This window comes from Streptomyces sp. WAC00040 (genome assembly GCF_056835925.1).
This window is the reverse complement of the sequence record NZ_JAKQZE010000002.1, coordinates 573,315-600,177: the sequence shown is the minus strand read 5'-3', so window position 1 is coordinate 600,177 and position 26,863 is coordinate 573,315. Positions and strand designations below refer to the sequence as shown.

General features: G+C 69.4%; 23 protein-coding genes and 1 pseudogene. 13 read left to right on the top strand and 11 right to left on the bottom strand.

Features of this window, described 5'->3' with window-relative positions; all coding sequences use genetic code 11:
• Positions 1-149 precede the first annotated feature (149 nt).
• The 6 genes from MDN94_RS22055 to MDN94_RS22030 all read left to right on the top strand — a co-directional run bounded on the left by MDN94_RS22055 (position 150) and on the right by MDN94_RS22030 (position 4,618).
• A complete protein-coding gene (locus MDN94_RS22055) occupies positions 150-278 on the top strand; it encodes a hypothetical protein (protein WP_482727605.1) in 129 nt (42 codons plus the stop codon).
• Positions 275-433, top strand: coding sequence for a hypothetical protein (locus MDN94_RS22050; RefSeq protein ID WP_482727604.1), 159 nt, complete (start codon positions 275-277; stop codon positions 431-433). Before MDN94_RS22055 ends, MDN94_RS22050 begins: the two co-directional genes overlap by 4 nt.
• A 582-nt stretch (positions 434-1,015) precedes the next feature.
• Complete coding sequence (locus MDN94_RS22045) at positions 1,016-1,618, top strand: P-loop nucleotide/nucleoside kinase family protein (protein WP_482727603.1); 603 nt, start codon at positions 1,016-1,018, stop codon at positions 1,616-1,618.
• On the top strand, positions 1,615-2,238 hold the full coding sequence (locus MDN94_RS22040) for a nucleoside/nucleotide kinase family protein (protein WP_482727602.1): 624 nt from the start codon (positions 1,615-1,617) through the stop codon (positions 2,236-2,238). The genes MDN94_RS22045 and MDN94_RS22040 overlap by 4 nt, the downstream gene beginning before the upstream one ends.
• A gap of 66 nt (positions 2,239-2,304) precedes the next feature.
• Complete coding sequence (locus MDN94_RS22035) at positions 2,305-3,759, top strand: hypothetical protein (protein WP_482727601.1); 1,455 nt, start codon at positions 2,305-2,307, stop codon at positions 3,757-3,759.
• 34 nt (positions 3,760-3,793) lie between these two features.
• On the top strand, positions 3,794-4,618 hold the full coding sequence (locus tag MDN94_RS22030; RefSeq protein ID WP_482727600.1) for an SDR family NAD(P)-dependent oxidoreductase: 825 nt from the start codon (positions 3,794-3,796) through the stop codon (positions 4,616-4,618).
• 164 nt (positions 4,619-4,782) lie between these two features.
• Here the strand turns inward: MDN94_RS22030 and MDN94_RS22025 are convergent, their stop codons facing one another.
• From MDN94_RS22025 to MDN94_RS22005, 5 genes are all read right to left on the bottom strand, one after another.
• Complete coding sequence (locus MDN94_RS22025; protein WP_482727599.1) at positions 4,783-7,365, bottom strand: GmrSD restriction endonuclease domain-containing protein; 2,583 nt, start codon at positions 7,363-7,365, stop codon at positions 4,783-4,785.
• A 457-nt stretch (positions 7,366-7,822) separates the two neighbouring features.
• Entirely contained in the window at positions 7,823-8,143 is a 321-nt protein-coding gene (locus tag MDN94_RS22020) for a hypothetical protein (protein ID WP_482727598.1), read from the bottom strand.
• Positions 8,143-9,534: a hypothetical protein gene (locus MDN94_RS22015; RefSeq protein WP_482727597.1), complete on the bottom strand. Its 1,392-nt coding sequence runs from the start codon at positions 9,532-9,534 to the stop codon at positions 8,143-8,145. Before MDN94_RS22015 ends, MDN94_RS22020 begins: the two co-directional genes overlap by 1 nt.
• Positions 9,531-9,980, bottom strand: coding sequence for a hypothetical protein (locus tag MDN94_RS22010; protein ID WP_482727596.1), 450 nt, complete (start codon positions 9,978-9,980; stop codon positions 9,531-9,533). The genes MDN94_RS22015 and MDN94_RS22010 overlap by 4 nt, the downstream gene beginning before the upstream one ends.
• Before the next feature lie 429 nt (positions 9,981-10,409).
• The gene (locus tag MDN94_RS22005) at positions 10,410-11,297 is read right to left on the bottom strand and encodes an NAD(P)-dependent oxidoreductase (protein WP_482727595.1); all 888 of its coding nucleotides are present in this window, start codon (positions 11,295-11,297) and stop codon (positions 10,410-10,412) included.
• Positions 11,298-11,346: 49 nt separating this feature from the next.
• Here MDN94_RS22005 and MDN94_RS22000 point away from each other — a divergent pair, with 49 nt between their 5' ends.
• Positions 11,347-11,754, top strand: a complete 408-nt coding sequence (locus tag MDN94_RS22000; protein ID WP_482727594.1) for a MerR family transcriptional regulator — start codon at positions 11,347-11,349, stop codon at positions 11,752-11,754.
• Between the two features lie 95 nt (positions 11,755-11,849).
• Here the strand turns inward: MDN94_RS22000 and MDN94_RS21995 are convergent, their stop codons facing one another.
• From MDN94_RS21995 to MDN94_RS21985, 3 genes and pseudogenes are all read right to left on the bottom strand, one after another.
• On the bottom strand, positions 11,850-12,317 hold the full coding sequence (locus MDN94_RS21995; RefSeq protein ID WP_482727593.1) for an NUDIX hydrolase: 468 nt from the start codon (positions 12,315-12,317) through the stop codon (positions 11,850-11,852).
• A 189-nt stretch (positions 12,318-12,506) separates the two neighbouring features.
• Positions 12,507-13,013, bottom strand: a pseudogene (locus MDN94_RS21990) (silent information regulator protein Sir2); the annotation flags it as partial.
• Between the two features lie 656 nt (positions 13,014-13,669).
• Positions 13,670-14,551, bottom strand: coding sequence for an alpha/beta fold hydrolase (locus tag MDN94_RS21985; RefSeq protein ID WP_482727592.1), 882 nt, complete (start codon positions 14,549-14,551; stop codon positions 13,670-13,672).
• A gap of 388 nt (positions 14,552-14,939) precedes the next feature.
• On the opposite strand from MDN94_RS21985, the gene MDN94_RS21980 reads away from it, so the two are divergent.
• Positions 14,940-16,136, top strand: a complete 1,197-nt coding sequence (locus MDN94_RS21980; protein ID WP_482727591.1) for a serpin family protein — start codon at positions 14,940-14,942, stop codon at positions 16,134-16,136.
• A gap of 619 nt (positions 16,137-16,755) precedes the next feature.
• Here MDN94_RS21980 and MDN94_RS21975 read toward each other — a convergent pair.
• The gene (locus MDN94_RS21975; RefSeq protein ID WP_482727590.1) at positions 16,756-18,111 is read right to left on the bottom strand and encodes a cytochrome P450; all 1,356 of its coding nucleotides are present in this window, start codon (positions 18,109-18,111) and stop codon (positions 16,756-16,758) included.
• A gap of 360 nt (positions 18,112-18,471) precedes the next feature.
• Between MDN94_RS21975 and MDN94_RS21970 the strand changes: the two genes are divergently transcribed.
• The 5 genes from MDN94_RS21970 to MDN94_RS21950 all read left to right on the top strand — a co-directional run bounded on the left by MDN94_RS21970 (position 18,472) and on the right by MDN94_RS21950 (position 25,203).
• Positions 18,472-19,887 (top strand): cytochrome P450, encoded by a 1,416-nt coding sequence (locus MDN94_RS21970; protein WP_482727589.1) that lies wholly within the window; start codon positions 18,472-18,474, stop codon positions 19,885-19,887.
• A 117-nt stretch (positions 19,888-20,004) separates the two neighbouring features.
• Positions 20,005-21,237: a GDSL-type esterase/lipase family protein gene (locus MDN94_RS21965; RefSeq protein ID WP_482727588.1), complete on the top strand. Its 1,233-nt coding sequence runs from the start codon at positions 20,005-20,007 to the stop codon at positions 21,235-21,237.
• Positions 21,238-21,470: 233 nt separating this feature from the next.
• A complete protein-coding gene (locus MDN94_RS21960; RefSeq protein WP_482727587.1) occupies positions 21,471-22,781 on the top strand; it encodes a hypothetical protein in 1,311 nt (436 codons plus the stop codon).
• A gap of 252 nt (positions 22,782-23,033) precedes the next feature.
• The gene (locus MDN94_RS21955; RefSeq protein ID WP_482727586.1) at positions 23,034-24,236 is read left to right on the top strand and encodes an NAD(P)/FAD-dependent oxidoreductase; all 1,203 of its coding nucleotides are present in this window, start codon (positions 23,034-23,036) and stop codon (positions 24,234-24,236) included.
• A 10-nt stretch (positions 24,237-24,246) separates the two neighbouring features.
• A complete protein-coding gene (locus tag MDN94_RS21950; RefSeq protein WP_482727585.1) occupies positions 24,247-25,203 on the top strand; it encodes a sigma-70 family RNA polymerase sigma factor in 957 nt (318 codons plus the stop codon).
• 82 nt (positions 25,204-25,285) lie between these two features.
• Here the strand turns inward: MDN94_RS21950 and MDN94_RS21945 are convergent, their stop codons facing one another.
• The gene (locus MDN94_RS21945) at positions 25,286-25,939 is read right to left on the bottom strand and encodes a hypothetical protein (RefSeq protein ID WP_482727584.1); all 654 of its coding nucleotides are present in this window, start codon (positions 25,937-25,939) and stop codon (positions 25,286-25,288) included.
• Between the two features lie 134 nt (positions 25,940-26,073).
• Positions 26,074-26,661, bottom strand: coding sequence for an isochorismatase family protein (locus MDN94_RS21940; protein WP_482727583.1), 588 nt, complete (start codon positions 26,659-26,661; stop codon positions 26,074-26,076).
• Between the last annotated feature and the right edge of the window lie 202 nt (positions 26,662-26,863).

Genomic DNA, 26,863 nt, shown 5'->3' with positions numbered 1-26,863 from the left:
TGGCGAGGGCTATGTCTCCCTGTTGCGAATGCCGCTCTGTACGTTTGCGTGGAAGTGATCAATCGGGGGAGAGACCATGGCCTGAGACGAGTGGGATCAGATCAAGGCTGATGCGGCGGATCGTCAGTCGGCATCGCCCAGGATTCGACATGCTCGACAGCAGCTCGACTTACAACCACGACATGAGCAGCGATGCGGAACCCGCCGTCAAGCCGGGTGACCCGGGCCGCGAGGGCAGTCGCGGTGACGACTCGCGGGGCGACGAGGAGAACCGGTGAGCACCCGGTACAAGCGCTGGAGCGTGCTCGCCGCCCTGTTCCCCGCGCAGCTGATCGCTTCCTGCTCCGTCGGAGACCCGGGCGGGGTCACGCGCAACAGCCCTTACCCGTACTGGAAGAAGGGGTCGGCGCAGCTGAGGCAGCCGGCTTCATGAGGATCCGGATCCCAGAGGGCGCCTCAGAGGTGAAGGGCGCCGTACAGGTCAATTTTCAAGAGGACAGCTACATCCTCACCTTCCGCACCGACAGAACCACCGCGGAACAGATCGCGAAGGGCCTACGGTCAGAAGCCCCACCGGCTCGGTGGAAGAGCAGTTTTACGCCGAAGCGTGAGCTCTTCAGACACCTTGGCCTCGCGGAGCCCCAGACGCTGAAGGGCCCCCTCCGGGCAAGCGTCTGTCCACCGTGTGTGGGGGACGATCGGCGGCGCAAGGTCGCATGGATGGAGATCTACATCGAGAACGTGAGCTCCGAACAGCCCCGGGTTGGTCTGCACGCGTTCTGACACAAGACCCGTCGGATCGCGAGGACGGCCCGACACCAAGGCCGGCCTGTCCCGCAACTGCCATGCTGCCGCCGTCGCCGCCCTGCTCATTGGCGCGTCTCCTCTGCCTGCTGCGAGCAGACGGCGCGGCTCACCCGACAACTCGCCCGTCATCACGGAATCTTGATCACCTAGGCGCCGACTGCCCTTAAACTTGGTGACAGGTGTTCAAGTCATCCAGGGGGCGGGCGAAGTGACCACAGCGTTGGGCGCAAGCACCATCACTCTTGCCCTGGTGGCGGGCTACGCCGGCTCCGGCAAGTCCGAGGCCGGGAAGATCCTGGCGTCCGCCACCGGATGGGCGATGCTCGACAAGGACACGCTGAGCCGGCCGATGACCGAGCGGCTCCTCGAGGCCCTGGGCGGGGACCCGGACGACCGGCACAGCCAGATGTATCTCGAGCACGCCCGGCCGCTGGAGTACGCCTGCCTCATGAAGTCCGTCTGGGAGAACCTCGAGTGCGGCATTTCCGTGGTGGCGGTGGCACCGTTCCTCGCCGAGAGTGCTGACGCCCAGTGGACAGCGCGCGTCCGGCGCAGGTGCGGGAGGATCGGGGCCCGATTCGAAACACTGTGGGTGGACAGCGACTTGGAGTCCATGCGTGACCGGCTCATCTCACGCGACGCCTCGCGCGACACGTGGAAGCTCACTCACTGGCCCGAGTACACGAGCGGAATCGACATCGATCGCCGGCCGGTCGTTCCCCACCACGTGATCGACAACCGTATCGGCGCTTCCCGCCCGCTGGCCGAGCAGGTCGAGTCCGTCGCACAACGGCTTCTGGGGGACGCGTGAGCGCAGTCGTCCTGTACGGGCCGCCCACATCGGGCAAGGACACCGTGACGGCAGCTTTGCAGACCGTCGACCCCCGCTTCCGGCTGGTGACGAAGCTGAAGCATGGATCCGGACGGTCGACGGGCTACCGATTCGTGTCGGCCGAGGAGCTCGAATCGCTGCGCCGGCAGGACCGGATCGTCGTGGAGACCCGGCGTTACGGCAACATCTACGCCGTCGACCGCCAGTCCCTGACAGAACCTCAGGACCACGGTCTGGTCCCCGTCACGCACATCGGCAATGTCGCGGACATGCGCATGCTGCTGAGAGGTGCGCCGGTGCAGTGGTTGCGCGTGCTGCTCTGGGTGCCGAGGGACGTGTGCGACACACGCTCACGGCAACGCGGGGACACCGACACGGCCAAGCGGCTCGCCGCCTGGGACGAGACAGCCCAGGACCTGCTCGGCTCCGATCTACGGAATCTCTTCGACCTGGTCGTCCGCACGGACAGGTCGGACGCGGAACGCACAGCCAAGGACATCGCGGCAGCAGCGGACCGGGCACCGCAAGCCGTGCACCCCGAAGACCTGTTCGCGACGCTCGGCCTCGAGCCTGGCCCACCGGCTCGAGCCCACATGTGACCTCCCACCGGCACGGGCAGGCCGTGGAAGCGAACGACCACCGCCACACGCAGCAGGGGGATGCTCGTGGGAACCATCAGAACGCTCGAGGACCTGGCCAGAATCGGTCGACAGCGAACGGTCGCCGACCGCAGTGTCCACCTTCGCCATGACGAGGTGACGACAGACCTCCTTCTGGACAGTGTTTCCGGCGACCGCGTCTTCCTGGACCGTCTCAGCGTGGACGGAACGCTGACGGTGCGGTCATGCCATTTCGACGAGCTCGTCATCGACCACGCCCAGGCGGACGCCGTGCTGGTGGTCAACTCCCGCATCGGGCGCCTGACCATCCGGAACGCTTCGATGGGCTGTGACGTCACGGTCACGGACACCGCATTGGACTTCCTTGCTCTCCACTCCTGCAGCGGCGTCCGCCTGGAGCGGCTGCGTGTGGAGGAACTGGTGCAGATCAACGCCCTCCGTGGGCCGGTCAGGATCAGCAACACCCGCCTGTCGGCACTGACGATCCGAAGCCAGGTCACCGGCGGCCGCCGCGGCCGTCCACGCGTAGAGGTCCGGGGTCTGCGCGCCCGTGAGGACATCACCTTCGACGATCTGTGGCTGTCCGCTCTCGAACTCGACGGTGTCGACACCCCGGAGCTCACCCTGCAACGCGTCCGTCTGGACCAGCCACTTCGGGCGAACGAGCTGCGGTGCAGCGAAACCGTGCGTGTCAACGGCCTGGTGATCCCCGCCGAGGACAGCACGATCACCAACAGCACCGTCCGGGGCCCGGTCGACGTCCACGGTCTGAAGACCGACGACAGCGGCGGCACCGACGCCGGCGGAGCGACCGCACGCCTCTCCCTGCACAACACGACAGTTCTTTCACTCACTTCGTCCTCCGAGACGTCTTCGGTGATCAGCCTGCACGGTTCCTCTGTGACCGGAACTCTCGGGCTGCCCGCCGGTGCCTCCCGCTACAGCCTCGACGACTCCTCCAGCATCGGAGACATGGAGTTGTCCGGGCAGGTGTTCCGCGACGGGCGCCAGATCGTCTCGTTCCTGGAGCGCTCGTTCACCGAAGTCAGTGCCGTGGCACTGGAGTCCGTCCGGTCCGCTCTGGCGAGGCGGAACCGAAACCGTGAGGTTGATCAGCTCTATTACCTCGCCAGACAGCGTGAGGCCCGCCTCCTACCACCGATCCGTCGCGGTATCACGCGCGGCCTGCTCGGGGGTGTTCTCGGCTGGGGAGTGCGGGCCCGTAACCCGGCCCGCGTCCTGGCAACGGGCGTTTTGCTGACAGCGGTCGTACTCCACCTGGCGGGTGCGTTACGTTCCCCCGGGCAGGGGCTGGCGGATGTCACTCTCGCGGGGAAGTCGTTCGTACTGGCCCTGGCACTGTGGCTGAACGTCGGCACCGGGATGCCCTCGGACTTGAAGACGGCCGAATGGTCCGCGCTCGCCGTCTCGTTCACGGCCGCGGGCATGCTGTTCACCACGCTCATCGTCGGCATCGTCATCCGCAAACTGGTGCGTTGATGAGCTGGAGCAGCCGGATGGCAGAGTGACCTTCATGGAAGAGAGCACAGCACCTGCCGTCTCCTACGGCCTGCGCGGGCGGACGTTCCTGGTGACCGGAGGCAGCCGCGGCCTCGGCTACGCGGTCACCCGCCTCCTCGCGGCGGAAGGGGCGTCGGTCGCGATCTGTGGCCGGGACAGCGAGACTCTGGCACGCGCGGCTTCATCCGTGGAAGAGGACTTCGGCGGCACGGTCGTCACAGGATCCGTCGATGTGCTCGCCCCGGACGAACTGGAGGACTTCACCGTCGACGCAGCCGCCAGGCTCGGCGGCCTCGACGGCCTGGTCGCCAACATCGGTGGCAAACGCGGCGGTGGTCTCCTCGACTCGACACGGGAGGACTGGCAGGCGACGTGGGAACTGAACGGAGGCCACGCGGTCCGGGCCGTAAGGTCGGCGCTCGAGGCCTTCCGACCGGGCAGCTCCGTGGTGCTCATCTCCTCGATCTCCGGTTGGAAGCCACGATTCCCCGCCCAGTACGGTGCGGCCAAGGCATCGGAGATCTACCTCGCGGGCGCGCTGTGCCAGGAGTTGGCGCCCTACCGGGTGCGCGTGAACACCGTCAGCCCTGGCTCGATCCTCCTGCCCGGCAAGAGCTGGGACCGGCTCCGGCAGCGGGATCCGGAGGCCTATGCCGCCTATGCGGCCCGCAACCCCAGCGGGCGGCTGCTGAACGCCGAGGAGGTGGCCCGCGTAGTCGCCTTCCTCCTCTCCCCCGCCTCCGAGGCCGTCAACGGCGCCCACATCCCCGTCGACGGTGGACAGCCGCAGGCGGGGCTGGGGGCAGGGGCGGCTGCGTCGGCCGGTGTCGTCAAATGAGGCGATGCCCATTGCGGTGTGTGGATGAAGACGGCGCTCTCGCGACGCTGGACGTCCTGGCCGAACCGTGAAGTAGAGGACAGTGCGTCGAGCGGCACGTACCTGACATCTCAACCGCCTGGGCCCGGCCCGTTCGTCGTAGCCCCTGTCGTCGGCCGCGCGGTTCAGAGCTCGTCCCGTTCCTCCCATCGGTCACGGAACCAGGCCAGCGTCTGTGCCAGTAGTCGCCTGTTGCGCTCCTTCTCGAGCAGTGAGAGCCGAAAGCCGGGACGCAGTTCCAGCTTGCCCTCAGGGATGTCGACACCGCCCAATTCGTTGAGCCGCCGCAGGAGTTCGGCCCGCAGCGGCCGGTCGGTGAACGGTTCACGTGCCGCGAGATACTGGAACACCACTTCCACCGACCCGCCGCGGCCGCTGCCCGGGTAGAAGGTCATCGGCCAGATACCGCGCCCCGGATTCCCTGCCTCGCCAAGCATCAGATAGGCGCTGGTGGTGACGTGTCCGGCGCCGTGGCCGACCCAGCCGCCGAGCCCCTCCCACGTGGCGAAGAGCTCGTACACCGCTGCCACTGTCTCGGGACTGTCGTCCGCTGTGAGCTGACGGCGGAAGCGTTCGGTCCGTGTCTCGTGCCCCTGTTCCGATGCGGCCACCTGCGCCTGGTCTTCGTCCGCTCCCCCGTCGTCCTCGGCGCCGGTGAGCAGCAGGGCGAGGTCGTCGCCGACCAATCGTTGGGCGGGATCGGCGGCGCCGGTGGCTGTGAAGTGGATTCCGTCGGCGACCAGGCGGGCGCGGACGTCCTGGTCTTGTTGCTCCTCCTCAGGGGCGACCCAGCGGAACCCGGAGGACACCCGCCCGTCGGCGTTGAGTACCCGGTAGGCGTTGGCCACACCCGCGGTGTTGGCGAGGTGGTTGCCGACGGCCTGGGCACCCGAGCCGAGGAATGCCGCGAGGTCTCCGTAAGAGGTCCATGTGCCGTGCGGCAGCGCGGCAAGCACCTGGTGGGCGAGGTGCCAGTCGCGGGAGCGCTCTGCGCGGCGTACGTGGCGCAGCGGGGCGGGCCACAGCGCAGCGGCACGGTCGGCGAGATCGTCGGCACGCGTGAGGATCTCACGGGCGCCCCAGCGTTCGGTGGCGGCGATGCGGCGGTTCATCTCCAGATGACTGCCGTCCAAGAGACCCTGCTTGCGTTCGAACGGGTGGTTGGACAGTTCGGAGTTGAGGGCGGTGAGGGTCAGATTCCCGAGGGTGTGCTGCAGGCGGGCGTGCAGTTCTTCCGCGCTTTCCTCCCCTGACCCGTCCTCCGCCAGCATGCGGAGCCACTCGTCCCCGGGTGCCTGCGGCATGACGTGCTCGATGGTGAGCTGTGCGGCGGCGAAGTCCACCGGTTCCGGGTGGCCGTAGCTCTCCTCGAGCCGCTGAAGCACGAGCTTGCGCTGATGCCACCGCCCGTACTGGTAGAACGGCGCGCTGCGGATCTTGTCCCGCAACTCGTCGTCGTCGGGCCAGAAACGGTTCGGGGACGAGAGCAGCTGATGCAGTCCGTCCGCGACGGGTACGTCGAGCGGAAGCTGAGCCGGCACGGACTGGAAGATCCGGTTGAGGTTGTTCGTCGGCACGCGGCAAATGGTCCGCCGTACCAGGAAGCTCTCGATGTACGACAGGGCGCGGGCGGTCTCCGCCGCGTCGAGGTGTCCGCGTTCGCGCCGGTCGAGCAGAAGCATCAGAGCCGGGTAGGTCACCATCGCCTGCCAGTCGTGCAGACGGCGCAGATGTGCGCGGACCGACGGGTCCGCTTCCTCCCCAGGGTGGATCATCTTGCGGAAGTGGACGCTGCGTCGGCGGAGTTCCTTGATGTAGGCCTCGATCTCCTCCTCGCTCGCCGCTCCCTTCTCGAAACGCTGCTGCTGGGCGGTGTACAGGTCCTGGCGGCGTACGCGGTCGTCGCCCTCGAGTACAAGTTGCAGCCACATGAGCTGCTCGAGTTCCTCGTTGCTGAGGCTGTCCTGCAATGGCAGCCAGTACGTCTCGTACACGTGCTCACCGCGCTCGGGCAGCCGCATGAACAGGTAGTTCCGCAGCAGGTCGGCCTGGCTGAGCTTGAGACCCGTGTTGTTGAGCGACTCGAAGATGCGGTGGACGTTGTCACCGCGTTCTGCGGTGACCGAGACAAGCGTCAGCCGAGAGGTGATCGCCTCTTCAATGCGGAACACATCCTGCGGTGCGGCCGGGTCCTCGGCCTGCACGAGCTTGCGGCGGAAGAACTTGTAGGCGGCGGCGACGCTGTCGCCGGCTCCGTGTTCCGCGTGCGCGCCTCGGACGTGCGCGGCGTACTGAGCTCGATCGGCCTGGGTCGGCAGCAGACGGAAGTGGTCGTTCCCGCTCTTCCGCTTGTTGATCAGGTACTCCTCGCCGATCCGCTCGGCCTCGTCCGGTCGAGCGTCGGCGATGTGGTCACGGATCGCCGTGAGCGCCAGGGAGAGCGTGGTGAGCCGCTGCTGTCCGTCGACGACCAGCCATCGCGGGAACGTCGCCTCGTTCTGCGGGGACGGCGCGAGGACCACGGAGCCGAGGAAGTGGGTGCTGGCCTTGTCGTCGGTCTCCAGCAGTTCGGCTTGCTCGAGGATGTCGCTCCACAACTGGGCGAGTTGCTTCTCGGTCCAGGAGTACGTCCGTTGGTAGAGCGGCACTTGGAACTGCTGGGCCCTGCCCTGCACCAGATCGGCGAACAGCGTCTCTTTGGCCTGCATGGGTAGATCCGTCTCCCGTCACTCCGGCCTGCCGTATCACGCAGGAGCGACGATATGACTTTCTGTCAGCTGTCGGGGAGTTCTGCCATAAGCCGCCCGCACTCTCCTTGCCGTCCCACAGTGGTCGCCTCAGCACCGTGTGCACCCTGGCGGGCGGTGGCGCGAGGCATTCGCCATCCAGGAGCCACCTGTCGGATCAGGGCTGTTTCTTCAGGTCCATTTAGAGCGCGGCAGGCACACCCGGTGCCGATCGCGGCGACCGCGGGTCGTGGCCTCGGATACAGTCGGCTCCGCAGGCCTCTTCCCAGGACTCTCGCTCTCCTTGCCCGCCTCGATCGGGGTGCGGCACCGCCGTTGCAGCTCGTCGCGCTCCACGTCCGGGATGCTCATCGACTCGGCAAGAACGGCGGCGAACGCGTCCACTTGCATGTTGTCGATGCCAGCGTCTGCTGGAGTTCTAGTTCGTCACTGCCCACCGCACCGCCGCCACCAGGGCCAGGACCACCGGCGGCGCCAGCCACCACCTGTTCATCGCGCGTCGCGCCGATGGGGTGAGGGTGATCAGCAGGGCAAGACCCGCGGCAGCGATGGTCAGCACGCAGGACAGGACGATTCCGGCGCGGGCGTCGTCGTCCCACGGCCCCGAGGGCCGGATGGTGAGCGCGGTCCAGCAGAACCATCCGGCGACGAGGTAGAGGATCACCAGCGGTACGCCGAGAACCCACCGGAGGCATCCCTGTTCGCCGGAGGTTGTCGACTGCTGTGTACGGTCGTACATCAGCGCAATGCTTCCCTTGCGTTGTCCAGGTTGTCGACCATCCGGTCGCCGTAGCCCTGGGCCTTGCTGCCCTCCCAGTTGGGCCCACCGTTGTAGCGAGCGGCGAGTTCCTGGTACTGGGCCGAGGTCATGTCCTCGGGAGGCACGTCGGCGAACTCGCTCTCTGCCTTCAACTGAGCAAGGTATTCCGAGGCGATGAAGATGTTCTGTCCCGGGTCCTGCAGTGACTCCTCCACGACCGCCCGTTGATGCTCTGTAAGGTCGGCCGGGTCGTAGCCGAGGACCTCGGCGCCGCGGCGTACCTGGATCGCGATGGGACCGAAGGACGTTTCGTCGGGGTTGCCTGCGAGCCGCCACGGAAGGTTCTCCGGTGATACGGGGCTCAGCCCCCAAGGGGCGTCTGCCTGCTCACGGACCGTGTCGGTGATGTCGTCCAGGACTCCCGGCTGCCCACCGATCTCGTTCCAGGCTATGCCCGCCACCATGTCCGCCGGCAGGCCCGCGTTCTTCGCGGCGGCCTCGATGATCGCCTTGTTCGCCGAGATCCACTCCTTGCGTTCCTGGTCCGACGACGGCGGGGACCAGTAGCTGTCCGTTGCTCCCGGTAGGTGGGAAAGCCGCGTCCGGATGTCCTGGAGCGTCGGTGAGACAAGAGCGTCCCCGACGGGTGCGGTGAAGTCCTGCTTGGGACCGCTGCCGGGCAGACGGGTCAGCGGGTTGCTCCGTGCCTCCGTCGCCTCGCTGCGCATCGCCGCGATGGCCGCAAGGATGTCCACTCTCTCATCGATCCTGACACGGAACTCGGGCAGCAGGTCGTAGGCCTGCTTCAGGCCGTGGACGCATACGTCGCGCGCTTCCTTCTCACAGACCTTGGCGAGGTGGAAGTTGCCTCCGGCGGCGTCATGGAGACGGTTGGCCTCGTCCCGGATGTCGTCGACGTCCATCGTGAGTTCGGCGAAGAAGTCGAGTACACCGGTCGTCCCCCTCATATCCTCCCACTGGCGCATCGGCTCCGCGTCCTGAGCCTCACGGGTGATCGCCGTGCCCTTCGTGCCGATCAGCGAGGCGAGGGCCCGCTCGTCCGCCTTTCCGTTGGAGTAGTGGCTCTTGGCCGTCTCGAGAGCGCCCGCATACGCGTTCAGAGCTCCAGCTGCCTTGCCGTACCCCTCGGCAAGGCCTGCCAACAGCTTCCGGGCCTCCGCCACACGCGCTTCGTAGTGCTTGCTGCCCTCGCTGTACCAGTGCGTCTTTTTCTCCGCGCGCTCGGCCGGGCTGTCGACCTCCGTGAGCATGTCGCGGATGCGCTTGAACTCGTCGGCGTTGCGCTCGACGAGGGCCGGGTTGCACTCCTCCAGGAATTCGACGTCCTTGCGGTAGCTGATCCCGCTCACCGTGCCTCCGGTGCCACGTAGTCGCCTTCGAGCATCAACTTGAGGAACCGGGCGGCCTTGTCGTCGTCCACCTTCACGAAGTCGCTTCCGGCGGTCCTCAGCTTCGTGGACAGCGCCGCGAGGAGGGCGACCGTGTCGAGGAACTGATCGTTCGCGAAAGTGCTGAAGCGATTCACCTGCGTGGCAACGTCGCTGTGCGCCCTGGGTTCCCTCGCCATGGTGCAGATGTCGCCGTCGGGCCTTCCTTCGTGCAGGAATCCCGCGATCTCGATCAGTAGATTCGCATTGCCGTTGATGGACGCTGTGTTGTAGTCGAGCTCCCCACCGGGCGCGGACTTGGCGCCGCCACCAGGGTCAGCGACCTGATTGAGCCGCATCGCGGTGGACTGGCGTGCCAGCGCATCCGCTTTCAGACCGGCCCACTCCTCCTCGAACGACATACGCATCCCCCGTCGATGCTTGCGACATAAGAAATGATGATCTTACCTTTCATCCCGAAGGTGCTCGGTGCGCCGCGCGCCATGTCCGCGCAGGTCCGGCGGCACGGCCGACGTCAAGACGGCGAAGCCAGCGCCGGCGGACAATCCGGCCACGCGGGCCGCGGCAGGAGTGGATCTGCCCCCGTCCGGCCCTCACGCCACGGGCACGGTGGACGCCGACAACCGGGCGCGCCGGGGAGCCGGCTGCCCGACGTCCCGGAGTGTGGCGCCCCGCAGCGGTGAGGCGGACGGGAGCATCAGCGATGGGCCCGCACGGGGACCGGCGTGCCGGCCTCACGTCGGCAAGGCAGCGCAGCACCTCGTCGACGTGCGGGCGGAAGGCCCGGGACAGCCCGGCCCGCGCAACGCCGAGGCTGAATGCCCGTGTCGCATGGGTCAGGCGTCGCCGCTGGGCTTGGCGAACTCCTCGATCAGGACGGGATACTGCTCCCCGCCGTGCCCGGCGGCGATCGCACGGTCGGCCATCGCCTTGAACAGCTTCGGCAGTTCGGCATTGACCCCCAGCGCGTCGCTCTCCTCGATCAGGTGCGCCATGGCCCTCGCGTCGGTCTCCAGCGCGGACACCTCGGCCGGGAAGGAGCCCCTGTCGATCTGCTCGGCATACCCCGGCAGCCATTCGGCCACGCCGGCAGCGATCTGCTGCGCGAACGGCGCATACGTCGCGGCGTCGACACCGGCCGTCCGCAGCATGGCAGTGCCCTGGAGCCAGGCGTTCAGGACGCTCCACATCATGGCGAGGCCGGCCACGTCGTACAGGGACGCCAGCCCCTGGTCCGCACCGAGGTAGGTGACGGTACCGAGGGCCTCGAGTGTCGACTTGTGCGCCTCGAAGTCCGGCTGCGGACCGCTGTGCAGAATCACCGCCTCCGCGGTTCCGACGGCCGGCGGGACGGCCATGATCGCGCCGTCCAAGTAGCGGGCGCCTCGCTGTTCGGCCCATCGAGCGGCTTCCCGGGCCTGGGCCGAGTCGCCCGAGGTCAGGTTGATCAACGTCGTGCCCTTCAGCTCGACATCGCTCGCGCCGAGCAGTTCCCGCACGGCCTCGTAGTCGGTGACGCAGATGATCGCCAGGGAACCTGACCCGATCGCGTCGCCGACCGTCGGCGCAAGCCGTGCGCCGTCGGCCACCAACTGGTCCGCCTTGGAGGCCGTACGGTTCCAGACGGTTGTGGGATGCCCGGCTTTCAGGAAGGCGCCGGCAAGTGCCCGGCCCATGAGTCCGAGTCCGATGACTGTCACAGGTGTGTCGGGTTCGTTGTTCATGGCAGCATCGTCAACGTTGATACCGGTGTGAAGGTCAAGCGAGGTTTCGATGCGGATCGGGGAACTCAGTCGCCGGACGGGCGTGAACGCCCACCAGTTGCGCTACTACGAGGCCCAGGGCCTGCTGGAGGCGGACCGCGGCTCGAACGGCTATCGCGAGTACGAGGAGAGCGCCGTGCTGCGCGTGAAGCAGATCCGGCATCTGCTCGGTGCCGGGCTGTCCTCCGAGGACATCGCGTATCTGCTGCCCTGTGCGGTCGGGGAGGCCCCGGAGCTGATCGGCTGCCCCGAGTTGCTGGCCGCGATGCGGTCACGGCTGCAGCGACTGAACGACCAGATGGCCACGCTCGCCCGCTCCCGTGACGTGCTCGCCGACTACATCGACGCGGCCGAGCGCATCGGCGGCGAAAGCTACCCGCCCTTCGACGAGGCCGAGTTGGAGCCCATGCCCGCCTGAGCGGCCGGGTGCCTCTGTCTTTGGCATGCTTGTCGGCCGCCTTCCATGATCCGGTGCCGGATGCCTGCCGACCGGGCCAGATAACTGGTGGCGTCTCAGTGCTGGATCAGGCCGCCGACCGGGACGGGAGCGACGTGGCCGGTTACCGGAAGGGTCTGCGCCATAGCGACGCCGATGTCCACCAGTGAGGAGCGACGCAGGCGAGCGACGTCGGGAATGGGGGTCCAGATCGACTCGGCGGTTTCACCGTTCGGCTCAGGCCGGAGTCGGCCGCCGGTGATGCGGACCTGGTAGAAGATGCCGACATTCTGGTGCTCGACTCCCGCACGCGCGGTAGCCGCGGGGATCACCCTCGAGTCCACCCCCAGCAGGCGCTCGACCATGGCGTCGCATCCGGTCTCCTCAGCGACTTCCCGGATTGCAGCGTCGAACGGATCTTCCGCGTGCTCGACCCTGCCGCCCGGAAGAGTCCAGGTCGACTCACCCTTCGGTGATACGTGCCGGGCCAGCAGCACCCGACCGTCCTTGATGCACACGGCGTACGCCGCCAGCCGGAAACTCATCCCCGCACCTCCCGCGGAACCTTCCCAAGGACCTAGATCTACCAGGCATCACGTCCGCATCACGTCCCGGTGAGCATCGTGGTCGATCTCTTCGTGGCGCTGGACGGCGCTGGCGCTGCGTCTCCGCGGCCCGGCCCGGCCCGTCCGTGAACCGGATGGGCCGGGCAGGCAGGTACCGTGCGCGGCAGGTTACCGCGTGACCGCCCTGCCCCCGAAGGTGACTCCAAGGCGACCGTCAGCCCCGTACGACCAGTTCAACGCTCCCGCGTAGGCGGAGCAGCGGGAGCCGTTGGAGCCGGTCCAGAACTGGTTCGTGCTGTCGGCGTTGCCCACGGTCTTGTCGTTCGAGCCGTCGCCGCTGCGGCACGAGACGTTGTTCCGGAACACCGAAGTGCCCGCATCGAAGGAGAAGTTGCGCTCGGTGTTGTCGATGCTGATGTTGTCCGAGACCGTCATCGTGCCCGGGTTCCTGTTGTACGTGAAACCGTGCTTGCCGTTGTCGTAGGCGATGTTGCGCCGGATGACATGGTCGACCTTGATGTCCTCGCCGCCGAGCTTGTAGCCGTTGCGGTCACCGCTCGAGTTCTGCGTGCCGTCGGAAAGGGTGCCGTTCTCGTAGGCGAGGGAGTCCTCGATGGTCACGGCGCCGATGGGCCCGGTGTCCGACTTGGTGTAGAGGTCCCAGCCGTCGTCGAACCCGGCCGGGAACGGGCACTCCGGCGGCGTACATGTGCGGTGAGGAAGCCCGCCTGCTGCAAAGCTGACGGTCCCGGCGGTGTCGTCCCCGCCGGAACCGTCAGGTCCGCACGCACGCACTTTCTTGCGCATGGGCACCCGCCCGCGCCCGGTCGCTTCCCGCTGATGCTGCTCTCGCCGGGCTACTCGATGCCGCGCGGCACCATCGCCTCCCTGGCGGAACCACCTGGCGAGCCGGGGGGTACGTGTGGCCGCCGTCGACGAAGCGTACGCGTCTGTCGGCACCGCCTTTCCGGCGGAGGGGTGCTCACTTGACCCGCGCGTCGAGCAGGTCGAAACGGAAGCACTTCTCGCTCACGGACCTGCCGGTGCCGGCCGACCAACTGGGCCTCACCGATGCTGCGGCGCCGCTCTAGGGGCAGCGCGCGTGGCGGCTGACGCGTGACTGCCCGGCCGCCTTCTTCGACCTGCATCTGCGTGGTCTCGCGCAGCTACTGCTCGACGGCCCGCAGCCGACCGGAGGTCACCTCCCAGCAGCCGTGGCGTGTGGGCGGCGGCTCGGGCGGGGCATGCAGCGGATCGTCGTCCGCGAAACGCTGCTGCCCCGCTCCCCCTCTCCGGCGCGCCCCCGCACCCACCCTGGGCCTGAGCGCCCGTCAGCCCTCCGCGTGCAACACCTCGCGGAGAGTCTGCGCGAACTCGGCCGGCGCCCCGTGCTGGCCGTACTCGCCGCCCATGAAGCCACCGTGGTCGCTGGGGAAGATCACCGGCTCGGTGCCCAGTCCGGCGGCGACCTCCGCTGCGGCGCGCGCGCAGATCTCGCCCTCGGACTCCTTGCCCGCCGCGACGACGATGCGCGTGGAGGCGGCGCGCAGCGCGTCGAAGTCGGGCCGGTAGCCGGTGCAACCGCGCATGTTCTGGCCCAGCAGCGGGTCGTCGCGCGAGCCGTCGTCCTCCGTCGGCAGTCCGAAGGCGGCGGGGTCGGGGGCCGGCTCGTCGGCCCAGTCGGCCGGGAAGGGCCCCTTGCGGCCGACCATCGCGATGAACTTGGCCATCGCGGGACCCAGTCCGTCTCGCAGGTACGTCGCATGGATGTCCGCGCAGACCGCCAGCGCCGCCTCGCTGTCCGGCAGGACCGGCGCGGCCGGCGGCTCGTGCGCGACGAGTGTGCGCACCAGTTCCGGGTGCCGCGACACGAGGGCGAGCGCGTTCACGGCACCACCGCTGCTCGCGAACATGTCCACGGCCCCGGCGCCGAGCGCCTCGATCACCCGCCGCAGATCGTCGGCGTGCTCCTCGGGCACGATCTCCGTCGCGCCGTCCTTACGCACACTGCGGCCGGCCCCGCGCGGGTCGTAGGTAACGACCGTCCGGTCGGTGAAGTGCGACGCGAGCGTGACGAAACCGCTCGCGTCCATCGGTGAACCGACCAAGAACAGGACGGGTTCGTCGGCCCCGGCATCGGCCCGGCCTCCCCGCACGTCGTACCAGATCGTGGCACCGGGGGTCTCCAGCGTGCGGGTCTTGATCTCGACCATCGTCGTATCTCCTCATGTCTGTTCCGTCACTGAAGCAGACCGCTGGCACCGCCGGAACTCATCGCTCCCGTGCGCATCAATCGATGAAACGCCAAGGCGCCTCGGTCATCGATCAGCGGCCGGCCCTCGCGATAACCCCTGGACGTCGGTTCCACCACCGGCGAGGATGCGAGTGATCGTCCTGTTCCGTGGTACCCGTTCCCCTGTTCCAGCGTGACCTGGACGATCCGCCCCGGTGGTGACCGCGCCGGAGGCGGACACAGTACCCGAGGCGGCGTGGCGGCCAACTGCCGCCAAGCCGGCGCGCTGAGTGCTCAGGACCGACGGTCACGGTGCCTTGTGAGACCCGGGGGATCGAGTGCAGCCGACAGCGACGTCCGTACGTGCCGTGAACCGGCTCACCGAGAGGTGGGTCGGCGGCCTGCCGGGACCGGGCGGGACCGTCGTCTCCGCCACGAGCCTGTGGCCGCTGCTCGCCTGTCTCCAAGACGCCGCCGGCGGACCGGCGCGGGACGAACTCGGGGACGCCACCGGCCTGCCCGCGTCCGAGGCGGCCGGAGCCGCGCGCGGATTCCTCGAAGCGCTGGGCGTGATCCGCGGCACACGGGCCGCGTTCGGTCTCTGGACCCGGGCCGATCTGCCGCTGCATGCCGACTGGGCGGCACGGCTGCCCGCCGGAACGACCGGCACCATCACCGGAGACCGGACAACCGACCGCATGACGCTCGACGGATGGGTCGACGACCGCACCCAAGGCCTGGTCCGCAGGATGCCGGTGGACATCGACAAGTCCACGCGGCTCGTGCTGGCCGCGGCGCAGTCGGTGCGGACACGATGGCTGCGGCCGTTTTTCGAGACGGAGGTGGTCCCGGACCACGGCCCGTGGCAGGGGCGGTTGCTGCTCGGGCTGCACCGCACCACCTCGCTGTTGGACCGGGTGGCCGTGGCGGAGACCGCGGACGGCCCTTTGACGGTGCTCAAGATCCTCGGCGGAACAGGGGTGGACGTCCATCTTCTGCTCGGCCCGGCGAACATGACGCCCTCCCAGGTGCTGCGCCACGGAATCGACACTCTCGCCCGCACCGGCGCTGCCCCGGTGCCCGGTGACCGTCTTCCCCTCGGGGAGGCCGGCCCGGGCCTGCGGGTGTCGAAGGTACGCAGCCGGATCCCACGGCCCGTTCTTGAAGTCCTCACGGCCGCGTTCCGCGTTGCGGCGACCCACGATCTGTTGAAGGTACCCGCCCTGTTCGGCCTGTCCACGGCCATGGACACGAGCTTCGGTCACTTCCCCGGTATCAGCCCTTGTCCGCTGGCGGTCGGCTCGGCCGGCCAGGGCGCCGTTGCCATGTTCGACGCCAAGGGCTTCGAGTCCGCGACAGTGACCGCGGTCAACGTCATGGCCAGCGGTATGCCACCTCCGCCGCGGTACACCGTCCGCCACGTCGAGGTGGTCATCGACCGCCCGTTCGGCTTCCTGACCGTCCACCGCACCTCCCGTCTGGTCCTGACTGCGGGATGGGTGACCGAGCCCCTGCCCTGCCCCGAGGACCATGAGTACGACGGGAACCGCCACTACAACGACTAATACGAGGCGGTCGGGATGTGACCGCGCGACTCGAGGGCCTGGCCGTCAACCCGGCCACTCCGGCCGGCCAGCTGCTGAGGCTGCTGGAACCGGAGTACGAGGGCGAAGCTCATCGGGCTCCTCGCAGCGGACGACGACCTGGGCGTACGGGTCCTGCTGGCCCACAACCATCCGGCGGCGCCGGAACTGCCGCTGCGGCTACCTGGAGCACCGGGGCACTGCCCGCGAGCTGCTCACCGAGCATGCGCGTTTCCCGGTCGAGCGCATGTTTCACGGACGCGGCCGCGACGAGCGCCGTCTGGCCGTCCTCGACCCGGGCTCGCGCCCACACCCGCCGACCGGCTCACCCGCGACCCGGACGCGGCGATCCACGCGGGGGCGGCCCGCCTGCAGGACGAGCGGCTGCTCACCCTCCTCGACGACGGGAAGCGGGGCGGGCACGCCGCCGCCAACCCCGCACTGCCGGTGACGGTGACGCACGAGCTGCTCGGGTGACTCGCGCGGGCGGGCAGCCCACGGCGAGGACAGCCGGCCGACGACCCGAACGTGCCCTCCAGATCCGGCACTTGCGCGGTCGCCCGACGGTCGCGACGACCACCGCATGCCGGCCGTCGCCCGGTCAGTCCCGGGGACTTACTGTCATGGGGAGGCGGTCCGCGTGCACGACGGCGGAGGCGACCTCCTTGGGCGTGTGTCCGGGCGCGGGGCTCAGCTTCCATCGCTGCAGGACGGTCGCTATGGCGATCGTCGCCTCGGTCCAGACGAACTGGTCCCCTATGCACTTGCGGTTGCCTGCGCCGAACGGGACGTAGGCGTGACGGGGGACGGCCGCTCGCCGCTCAGGAAGCCATCGGTCGGGGTCGAACGACGCGGCGTCGTCGTAGACGGCAGGGTCCCGGTGCAGGGCGTAGAGACTGAACGCGACCTCTGTCCCGGCGGGGAGCCGGTGCCGACCGAGTTGCACCGGCACGGTGGTCCGGCGCATCAGCAGGGTGACCCCGTGCAGCCGCAGCACCTCGTCGAGGACCCGGCGGATGCTCGTCAGCCGCGGGACGTGGTCGATCGTGACCGGCCCCTCCGCCACGACGGACCGGATCTCGGCGACGATCTTCTCCTCGATGTCGGGGCGGGCGACGAGCTCGTGGAACGCCCAGGCCAGAGCGGACGCGGTCGTCTCCGCGCCCGCGAACATCACGGTGCTCAGCTCGTCCCTGACCTCCGTGTCGGTCAGCCCCTGCCCACTGTCCTCGTCCTGGGCGGCGAGCAGCAGGGTGAGGAGGTCGGACCGGTCGGTCTGTCCGTCGCGGCGTGCTTGGGCCACCACCTCGTCGATCACCGAGCGCAGTTGGGCGGCGGCCCTGTCGAAGTCCCGGTTCGCCCGGATCGGAAGCCGGTCGAGGAACTTGGGCGAGGCCGCCCGTATGAGGAGATTCTTCAAAAGTACGGGGAGGTTCTTGCGCACGGCGTCGACGGCCGGCATGCCCATCTCGGTCGAGAACATCGTGTCGGCGAGCGTCTCGATGGCGTAAGCGGCCATCGCCTGCTGGATGTCGACCACACTGCCGGGCGCCCACGAGTCGGCCATCGCCTCTGCATTGCGGCGCATGGTGTGGGAGTAGCCGTGTATGCGCTCCTTCGAGAACATCGGCTGGACCATCCGCCTGTGCCGGCGGTGCAGTTCGCCGTCGGCGTTCGCCAGGCCGTTGCCCGCGAGAGGGCGCAGCCTGTCGAAGAACCTTCCCTTCTCGAAGCTGCGGGCCTGGGCCACGGTGATCTCGTGCACGAGTTCGGGTGTGGTGGCCACATACACCGGCAAGCGCCCCAGGTCCACGCGGACCACATCGCCGTGACCGCGGAGCGACTGCACGAACTTGAGCGGGTCGCGCCACAACGTGAGCGCATGCCCCAGAAGAGGTACTGCGCCAGGGGCGCGGGTGATGACCGATTCGGCTCTGCCCAGCTCTTCAACTGACATAAGGGGGTCCTCTCTTGCTCTTTGCGGTCGGCCGTCCTGGGGATGACCTGGCCTGATCACACCATCCGCAGCGGTTCGGCGCGAGGGCGCCACAAGGAGGGCAACACCCCCATGCGGCACCTGTGGTGTTATGTGATGTTGTGCTGACTGGGGGTCAAGAAGCGTATGCTGCGGACGCTTCCCGCTTCTCGATCCTTCGAAGAGGACGCCTCACGCGGAGGCAGCGCACCGCCTCGGTGCCACAGCGACGCGCGTACCGAGAGGCCGCCGCTCGCCAGGACGCGGAGGGGTGTCACTCACGGGTTGAAAGGGCGGCTGGGGCATCACGTTGACCGCAAGCAGTCGCCCTCGGAGGGCCTCGTGACCATCCCGTATGCAGACGGCACCGGAACGCCTGGCACCGTCCCGCCCCCTCAGTGCCCCGCGCACGCCCACGGCCTGGACGGACGGCAGCGCCTGTACGGGCCCGAGGCGGACGCACCGTACGCCCTCTACGAGAGAATGCGCCGCGAGCACGGCCAGGTGGCGCCCGTGCTGCTCCCCGGTGACGTACCCGCGTGGTTCGTCCTCGGGCACAGGGAGAACCTCGACGTCATGCGCAGCCCGTCGCTGTGGTCGTGCGACTCCCGTATCTGGAACGTGCAGTTGTCGGCCGATTCGCCACTCCTGCCGATCACGGCCTGGCAGCCGCTGCTCGTCTTCGCGGACGACCCGGAACACGCGCGGCTGCGGGCGGCGGTGACGGAGAGTCTGGGCAAGTTCAACCGCCACGGCATTCGCCGCTACGTCGTCCGGCACACCCAGCAGCTGGTCGACTCGTTCTCCCGCACCGGCCGGGCGGACCTCGTCACCGATTTCGCGGAGAAGCTGTCGGTCCTGGTCCTCGCGCGCCAGATGGGCGTGCGCGACGAGGACGCGCTCCCCCTCGGTACGGCCGTGCGCAACATGGTCAAGGGCACAGAGACGGCGCTGCAGAGCAACGAGTACGTCGTCTCCCTCATGTCCGACCTGGTGGAGCGGAAGAAGGCCGCCCCCGGTGACGACCTCGCGAGCTGGCTCCTGGCCCATGAGTCGAAGCTCAGCGACCAGGAGGTGATGGAGCACCTGCGCCACGCCATCGTGGCCGCACACGAGAACACGACCAACCTGATGGCGAACACGCTGCGGACGGTCATGACCGACCGGCGCTTCCGCGCGAGCCTCTCCGGTGGTTCCCTGACTCTGCCGGACGCCCTGGACCAGGTCATGTGGGACGCTCCGCCCATGTCGGTCGGCGCCTTCCGCTGGGCGCGACGGGACACCAAGCTGGGTGACCAGGTCATCCGGGCGGGCGACATGGTGATGCTCGGCCTGGCGGCCGGCAACGTCGATCCGGAGATCCGGCCCGACCTGAATGCGCCCGTGCACGGCAACCGTTCGCATCTGGCGTTCAGCGCCGGTCCGCACGAGTGCCCCGGCCAGGACATCGGCCGGGCCATCGCCGACACCGGCATCGACACACTGCTGGCACGGCTCCCCGACATCGAACTCGCCGTGTCGGAGGCTGAGCTGGACTTCACCTCCTCGCTCGTCTCCACCCGGCTGAACAGCCTGCCCGCACGCTTCACCCCGCGTCGCAGTGGGGCCGTGGAGGCACCGGAACCGAGCACGCCGGCCAAGGCGCAGCCGCTGCCGACGGCCGTCGCGCCGGTCCGGCCGCCGATGCCGGTGGCGGCCGACGTCGCGCCGCCGCGTGCCGCCTGGTGGCAGCGCTTCCTCGGGATCCGCGCGCGGTGACGCCCCGGGGCCCGAACCTGAGGTTCGGGCCCCGCCACGGGCCGAGGCGGGGCCGCCGAGCCGGGCGACACGGCAAAAGAATGTGCGTATCCGGATTCCGGTTGACAGGCTGAGGACATGAACCACCGGCCCGACCCCCGCCCCGCCGTCCCCGCCGCCCCCTCCGCGTCCCGTCCGACGGGGTGGGTCACCACACCCCTCACCGCGGACCTGGTGCGCGGTGCGCTCGATCTGGAGCGCACCGAGCAGGGCCTGCTCCCCCACCGGCTGCCCGCCCGGGCCCGGGCGCAGTTCCCCGACGGCCAGGTGGCCATGGCGGAGTCCCAACCTTCCGGCGTACGGGTTGTGTTCCGTACCCGGGCCACCGCCGTGGAACTGGACGCCCTGCGCACCAAGGTGGCCTACGAGGGCGCTCCGCCCCGCCCCGACGGCGTGTACGACCTGCTCGTCGACGGCCGGCCGGCCGGGCGCGCCAGTGTCACCGGCGGCAACGTCCTCATGACCGACATGGCCACCGGGTCGGTGGAGAGCCGGCCCGGCCCGGTCGGCACCGTCCGCTTCACCGGACTGCCGGACCAGGAGAAGGACATCGAGATCTGGCTGCCGTACAACGAGATCACCCTGCTGGTGGCCCTGCGCACCGACGCCCCCGTCGAGCCCGTTCCCGACCGGGGCCGCAGGGCGTGGCTGCACCACGGCAGTTCGATCAGCCACGGCTCCGACGCCGAGAGCCCGACGACGACCTGGCCGGCGCTGGCCGCACTGCGCGCCGGTGTGGAGCTGACCAACCTCGGTCTGGGCGGCGGCGCCCTGCTCGACCCGTTCACCGCCCGCGCCATGCGGGACACCCCGGCCGACCTGATCAGTGTCAAGATCGGCATCAACCTGGTCAACACCGACCTGATGCGCCTTCGGGCCTTCACCCCCGCGGTGCACGGCTTCCTCGACACGATCCGCGAGGGGCATCCCACCACGCCGCTGCTGGTCGTCTCGCCCCTGTACTGCCCCATCCATGAGGACACCCCGGGTCCCAGCCTCCCCGACTTCAGCGAACTCAGCGCCGGGAAGCTGCGGTTGCTGGCGGCGGGCGACCCGGCGGAGCGCGCCGCGGGAAAACTGACGCTCAACGTCATCAGGGCGGAACTGGCCCGCATCGTGCGACAGCGGGCGGCCGACGACCCGCACCTGCACCACCTCGACGGCCGCGAGCTCTACGGCGAGGCGGACTTCGACGACCTACCGCTGCCCGACCAGCTCCATCCGGACGCCGCGACACACCGCCGCATGGGCGAACGCTTCGCCGAGCTGGCCTTCCGCGAGGGCGGACCGTTCGCGGTGGGCGCCGCATGAACGCCGCCGCGGGGGACCGAACGCCGGCGGAGAGGACCGGTCGGGGGCGGGGCGGTGGGAGGAGGATCCGCTGGTCCTCGTCACGAAGCCGAAGGGGCGGGCCGCCGAGCGAACGTACGGTTGATCGCCGCGCGATCAACCGTCGCCCTCCGCAATGGGATTGGGTCCTATGAGTCGCTCGCCCGACCGGGGACGTCCACCCCGTGCCACCCGTATTCTGAGCCCCGCCCGCAATGATCACCGGTTCCCGTATCGGAGGCGTTCCCGCGTTGGCCACGGATCTCGGTTCCCTCATCGGCGTCCGCCAGACCCTCGTCGTCATCGTGCCGGTCCGGCTCACCGCCCGCCCCCTGTGGCAGGTCGGGCCCATACCCTTCGACCTGGGCAGCCGCCGCACCGACGCCGCTACCCGGGAGACGTACTTCACGCCGGCCGCCGCGCGTGCCCTGTACGGGACCCCGGAACGGCCTTGCCGCTGGCACCGGTTCATGGACGTACGGCACGAGGCGCTGCGTCTGAAGGGCGCCGAGCTGCTGCGTACCGCCACCGCCCGGCATCCGGACCATGCGCTCGCCGTCCTCCACTTCGACGTCGAGGGCCCCGCACTGCTGGAGACTCTGCGTGCGATCGGCCGACGCGACACCGCCGTACCGGACCCCCTCGACGGTCCCCTGTCCCCCGCCGCCCTGCTCGACGGCATCGCGACGCCGCGTGGGGTTTCCGCGCCCTTCGCGATCGCCCGCCCGTACACGGTTGCGTTCCTGACGCCCGACGTTCACCACACGCCCGCGTTGCGGGACACCGAGGGCCGGCTGCCGGAGAGCGCCGACCGGTGGCTGTGGTCCCTCGCCTCACGGTCGACGGCAGCCGACTTCCCCACGCCGCTGGAGGAGTGGCCCCGGCGGACCGAGCACGCACTGCGGATATCCGCCGACTGGAGCGCCCTCGTACTGCGACACGGTGCCGCGTTCCTCGGCCACCGGGCCGACCCGGGCGGCAGCGACTTCTACGCCTTCGCCGAGTTGCACTCCCGCACCGTCTACCTCGACGCCCTGCTCCTCGGCACCATCCAGCGCGACCACATCGACGAGCTCACCGACGGCCTGTCCGGCGTCTTCGACGGCCCCGAGCTGGCCCGCCGGGTGTCCGACCTGGAACGGCACATCGCCACCTTCCGCAGTACCTACTGGCGCCAGCACCTCACGGCCCACGGCCCGGCCAATGAATTGCTGCTGACGTTCCAGGTCCAGCACCGGCTGCCTGCCAGGTTCGACGAGATCCTGGCCGAGGCGGCCGACTACGCCCGGCTGGTTCAGACCCAGGAGAGCCAGCAGATCGCCGGTGCGCTCGGCGTCCTGACGATCCTGGGTCTGCCTCTGGGCACGGCCCTGAGCATCCTCCAGGTCCTGGGCGCCCAGGGCCTCACCGCCCTCGCCGTCGCCCTGATCGGCGCCCTGGCGGCAACAGCACTGGTGCTCACCACCCGCTACGGACGCCTGGTCCTGTCCTCACTACGGGGACGAAGCACGCGCGGCGACCGCTGAACGCCCCGCATGGGCGTGGCAGTCCCCGACAGACGTCGTTCCTCCCGACGAGCATGACGTCGATTTCGACGGTGACAGGTCGGATCGCCTCGTTCAGCCCGGCCTTTGACCGCGCCACCTCGGCGTCGCGAGCATCGCCGGGCGGCGCCCCCCCCGCCGACCTGTGACCCACGTCACAAGATATTCCTGTCAGGAATCAGGTCGCCGTTCCGCTCAACTCACAAGGAGCAAGTGAACCGACAGGAGCGACACATGAAGCACCGCATCGTCGTCCTCGGCGCCGGCTATGCCGGGGCCTACGCGGCCGGGAACCTGGCCCGCCGGCTGGCCCCGGCGGACACCGAGATCACCGTGGTCAACGCCGAGCCGGACTTCGTCCAGCGGCTGCGGCTGCACCAGCTCGCGGCCGGACAGGAGATCGAGGCTCCGAAGCTCGCCGACCTCTTCGCGGGTACGGGGATACGGCTGCGCGTGGCCCGTGTCACCACCGTCGACCCCGAGCGCCAGGTCGTCTCCGTGGCCGATGCGGGCGGCGGCGGCGAGATCGGCTACGACACACTTCTCTACGCGCTCGGCAGCCACGTCGCCGACCACGGCGTTCCCGGCGTGGCCGAGCACACCTTCGACGTCGCCGGCCGGCCCGCGGCGCTGCGTCTGCGCGAGCGCCTGGACAGCCTGGGCAGGCGGCGCGAAGGCGGGAGTGTGCTGGTCGTCGGCGACGGGCTGACCGGCATCGAGACGGCCACCGAGATCGCCGAGTCCCGGCCCGGCCTGTCGGTGACGCTGATCGCCCGCGGCGAGCTGGGCGCACCACTCTCCCCGGGAGCCCGCAGCCACCTGCGCGGGGCATGCGACCGGCTGGGCATCACCGTCCTGGAGCACACCGGCGTCGAAGCCGTCGAAGCCACGCGGGTGCTGTGCGCCGACGGCACCGTCCTCGCGTCCGACGCGACCGTGTGGACGGCCGGATTCACGGTCCACCCCATCGCCGCCACCAGCGGGCTGGAGGTAACAGAGAACGGTCGGATCGTCGTCGATCGCACCATGCGGTCGGTGTCGCACCCGAACGTCTACGCCGCCGGTGACAGCTCCTACGCCGTCGGCGACAACGGCCGGCCGCTGCCGATGTCCTGCGCCTCGGCCGGCTCCACCGGCCAGCAGGCGACGGCGGCGATCGTGGGACGCCTGACCGGCCGCAAGGTCGCGAACGTCAAGCTGTTCTACCTGGGCAACCACATCAGCCTCGGCCGGCGGGACGGCATCCTGCAGATGGTCGACGACGAGGCGCGGGCAAAGGCGAAGTACGTGAGCGGCCGGAAGGCCGCGCGGATCAAGGCGGGCATCCTCAAGATGTCGCTGTGGAGCATCGCGCACCCGACCTTCTACGTGCCCAGGCGCAAGAACCGCCTGGCCGCCGCACCGAATGCGACCATCGACCGGCGCGTGGCCGCCTAGGGTGGTGCGCGTGGACAGCACCGCCACTGATCGCTTCGACACCGATCGGTTCGAGGCCGGCCGGAACCGGCTGGCCTCGTTGGCGTACCGGCTGCTCGGCTCCGCCACGGACGCCGAGGACGTCGTGCAGGACGCGTTCCTGCACTGGCAGGCCGCCGACCGACAGCTGATCAAGGTGCCGGAGGCATGGCTGACGAAGGTCGTCACCAATCTGTGCCTCGACCGGCTCCGCTCGGCACAGGCCCGCCGCGAACGCAGCGTCGGCGCCTGGCTGCCCGAACCACTCCTCGACGGCGACCCCATGCTCGGCCCCGCCGACACTTTCGAGCAGCGTGAATCGGTCTCCCTGGCCGTGCTGACTCTCATGGAACGCCTGTCACCTCTCGAGCGGGCCGTCTACCTCCTGCGTGAAGCGTTCTCCCACAGTCACGCCGAGATCGCCGAGATCCTCGACATGACCGAGTCGGCAAGCCAGCAGCACCTCCACCGGGCCCGGCGCCGCATCACCGCGGCGCGCCGCCGCGGTGGCCGCGAAGTCGACGAGGCGTCAGCCCGCAGGATCGTCGAGGAATTCCTCGCCGCGGCCTCCTCTGGCCGCACCGAACGGCTGGTGGCGCTGCTCACCGACGACGCGACGGCGATCTCCGACGGCGCCGGACTGGCCGAGAGGCTGCTGCTGTTCGACACTCCGCAGCGTGTCGCCGCCGTCGCACGGGCCGGCTTCAAACCCACCCCCGCCAAACGGCGATTCGCCGGGGGCACGCCTGCCGTGCACTACGCGGCCCTCAACGGCTCCCCGGGCATCCTCTTCGTGGTCGGCGACCGAGTCGTCGGCACCGTGACGTTCGACATCGTCGACGGCAAGATCGCGACCGTGCGCGGCATCGCCGCCCCGGCCCGCATCGCACGGGTCACCGAAGCCTGGCGGCGGCACGAACCGGACGCGCCGCTCATCACCCAATGGTGACCCGAAGCCGAACGCGGGCGGGCGCAGCACCCGCGCTGCGGTGTACCCCTCGGCGCGGGCGACGCCCGAGCCGGTCGGGCCGTCAGACCGGGTAGCCCATCTCCTTCGCCTCCTTCACGGCCTGGTCGAAGGAAGCGGCCGGGTTCAGACGCTCCACCAGGTCCTGGGTCAACGGCCGCTGCTCGTATATGCGGCGCACGGCGACCAGGTCGACGGGCCGTTCGTAGTAGTCCTCGGCGAACGACTGGAACGCCTCCGGGCTCGGGTCGACGGGCAGGTCGAACATCCACCCGGAGCCGTCGGGGTCGTCACCGTCGTCGGGGAAGTCGATCCGGCCCGCGTGCCAGCGGTCGTCGCCCGTCCGGCGCCACAGGCAGAAGGTCACTCTGGGCATGTCCTCGTCCATGAAGGCCGGCTCCTCGACGCACTCGCGGAACACGTCGGGCACGTCGTCGAGCACGCCCGGCCAGACCGCGTCTTCTGCGTACGGGCTCATCGGCGACTCGTGGTCGAAGCCGCGGACGTACACGCCCGCGGGCGAGAACACGATGTCGAACTCGTCCCCGCTGCCGTTGCGCATGGCGAAGACCTCTTCCGTTTCCGACCATGCTGCGTCGAAGGTGTAGTACCGGTAATCGCCCTGGTTCAGCACGGCTTCCGCCATGGCGATCGAACGGCACAACTTCAGCAGGTCGGGAATGGCGGGCAGCGCGGCCGCGACGTCATGAACAGTCATGCGCCCATACAAGCCCACCCCACTGACAACGCGGCGCCGACGGCGATCCCCACACGGCACGGGCGCGGCCGTCCGGGGTGTCCCGCCTTGTGAGGGCGTGGGCCGACCGGGCCGTTGCCTATGGGGCGCGGGCGTCACCGAGGCCCGTGGGGAGGCACGGCCGCGAAGTGCACGTCCGACGCGTGTGCCGTGATCTCGACGTCGCTCCCGAGGGCCCACTCGGCGACCCGCGAGACCGTCGCGGCGGGAATCGCGTCGCTGATGCCGGGCGCGGCCGGGATGTTCTGCGTCGCATGCGCGTCGTGCGGCAGGACGACCCGGTAGCCGAGCGCAAGGGCCGTGCGCGCGGTCGCCTGGACGCACATCTCCGACATCACACCGCAGACGGCGATCGACTTCACGCCCGAGTCGGTGAGCAGGCTGCCCAGCGACGTCCGTGCGAAGCCGTCGTCCTGCGGTTTGCGGATCACGACCTCTGTGGGGCCGTTCAGGACAGGGTGGTGGAGTTCCCAACCCGGGGTGTGCGGTTCGTCCTCCGACCCGGTGGGCCCGTCGTTCTGCAGGTGGACGACGAGCGCCCCGCTCTTCCGCGCCCGGGCTATCAGGTCGGTCGTCCGGTCCACCAAGCGGGCCGCGTCAGGGACGGCGCCGTCGCCGGTGACGAACGCCGACTGGACGTCGACCACGATCAAGGCCTCTACAGGAAGGGGGAGGTGAGTCATGCGGCCCATCATGTCCGTCGCCGGCACGCACCTCCACCGGATTGCGGGCCGCCCACGCCGGCTCTCTCGTGGGCGGGCCGCACGGCCCGGCGCTGGGCCCCAAAGGTGGTTGTCGGACCCCGCCGTTAAAGTCGGTGGAGATCGTCCGCGCGTCACGGCGACCGGGTGTCTCCGTGGCGGAGAGGCGCGCTGCCTCCCCGAG

Excerpts from the sequence above, each read along its gene's own strand:
- MDN94_RS22055 (WP_482727605.1), top strand. The coding sequence starts at position 150 with ATGCTCGACAGCAGCTCGACTTACAACCACGACATGAGCAGCGATGCG.
- MDN94_RS22030 (WP_482727600.1), top strand. The coding sequence starts at position 3,794 with ATGGAAGAGAGCACAGCACCTGCCGTCTCCTACGGCCTGCGCGGGCGG.
- MDN94_RS22025 (WP_482727599.1), bottom strand. The coding sequence starts at position 7,365 with ATGCAGGCCAAAGAGACGCTGTTCGCCGATCTGGTGCAGGGCAGGGCC.
- MDN94_RS22020 (WP_482727598.1), bottom strand. The coding sequence starts at position 8,143 with ATGTACGACCGTACACAGCAGTCGACAACCTCCGGCGAACAGGGATGC.
- MDN94_RS22010 (WP_482727596.1), bottom strand. The coding sequence starts at position 9,980 with ATGCGTATGTCGTTCGAGGAGGAGTGGGCCGGTCTGAAAGCGGATGCG.
- MDN94_RS22005 (WP_482727595.1), bottom strand. The coding sequence starts at position 11,297 with ATGAACAACGAACCCGACACACCTGTGACAGTCATCGGACTCGGACTC.
- MDN94_RS22000 (WP_482727594.1), top strand. The coding sequence starts at position 11,347 with ATGCGGATCGGGGAACTCAGTCGCCGGACGGGCGTGAACGCCCACCAG.
- MDN94_RS21995 (WP_482727593.1), bottom strand. The coding sequence starts at position 12,317 with ATGAGTTTCCGGCTGGCGGCGTACGCCGTGTGCATCAAGGACGGTCGG.
- MDN94_RS21985 (WP_482727592.1), bottom strand. The coding sequence starts at position 14,551 with ATGGTCGAGATCAAGACCCGCACGCTGGAGACCCCCGGTGCCACGATC.
- MDN94_RS21975 (WP_482727590.1), bottom strand. The coding sequence starts at position 18,111 with ATGTCAGTTGAAGAGCTGGGCAGAGCCGAATCGGTCATCACCCGCGCC.
- MDN94_RS21965 (WP_482727588.1), top strand. The coding sequence starts at position 20,005 with ATGAACCACCGGCCCGACCCCCGCCCCGCCGTCCCCGCCGCCCCCTCC.
- MDN94_RS21960 (WP_482727587.1), top strand. The coding sequence starts at position 21,471 with ATGATCACCGGTTCCCGTATCGGAGGCGTTCCCGCGTTGGCCACGGAT.
- MDN94_RS21955 (WP_482727586.1), top strand. The coding sequence starts at position 23,034 with ATGAAGCACCGCATCGTCGTCCTCGGCGCCGGCTATGCCGGGGCCTAC.
- MDN94_RS21945 (WP_482727584.1), bottom strand. The coding sequence starts at position 25,939 with ATGACTGTTCATGACGTCGCGGCCGCGCTGCCCGCCATTCCCGACCTG.
- MDN94_RS21940 (WP_482727583.1), bottom strand. The coding sequence starts at position 26,661 with ATGACTCACCTCCCCCTTCCTGTAGAGGCCTTGATCGTGGTCGACGTC.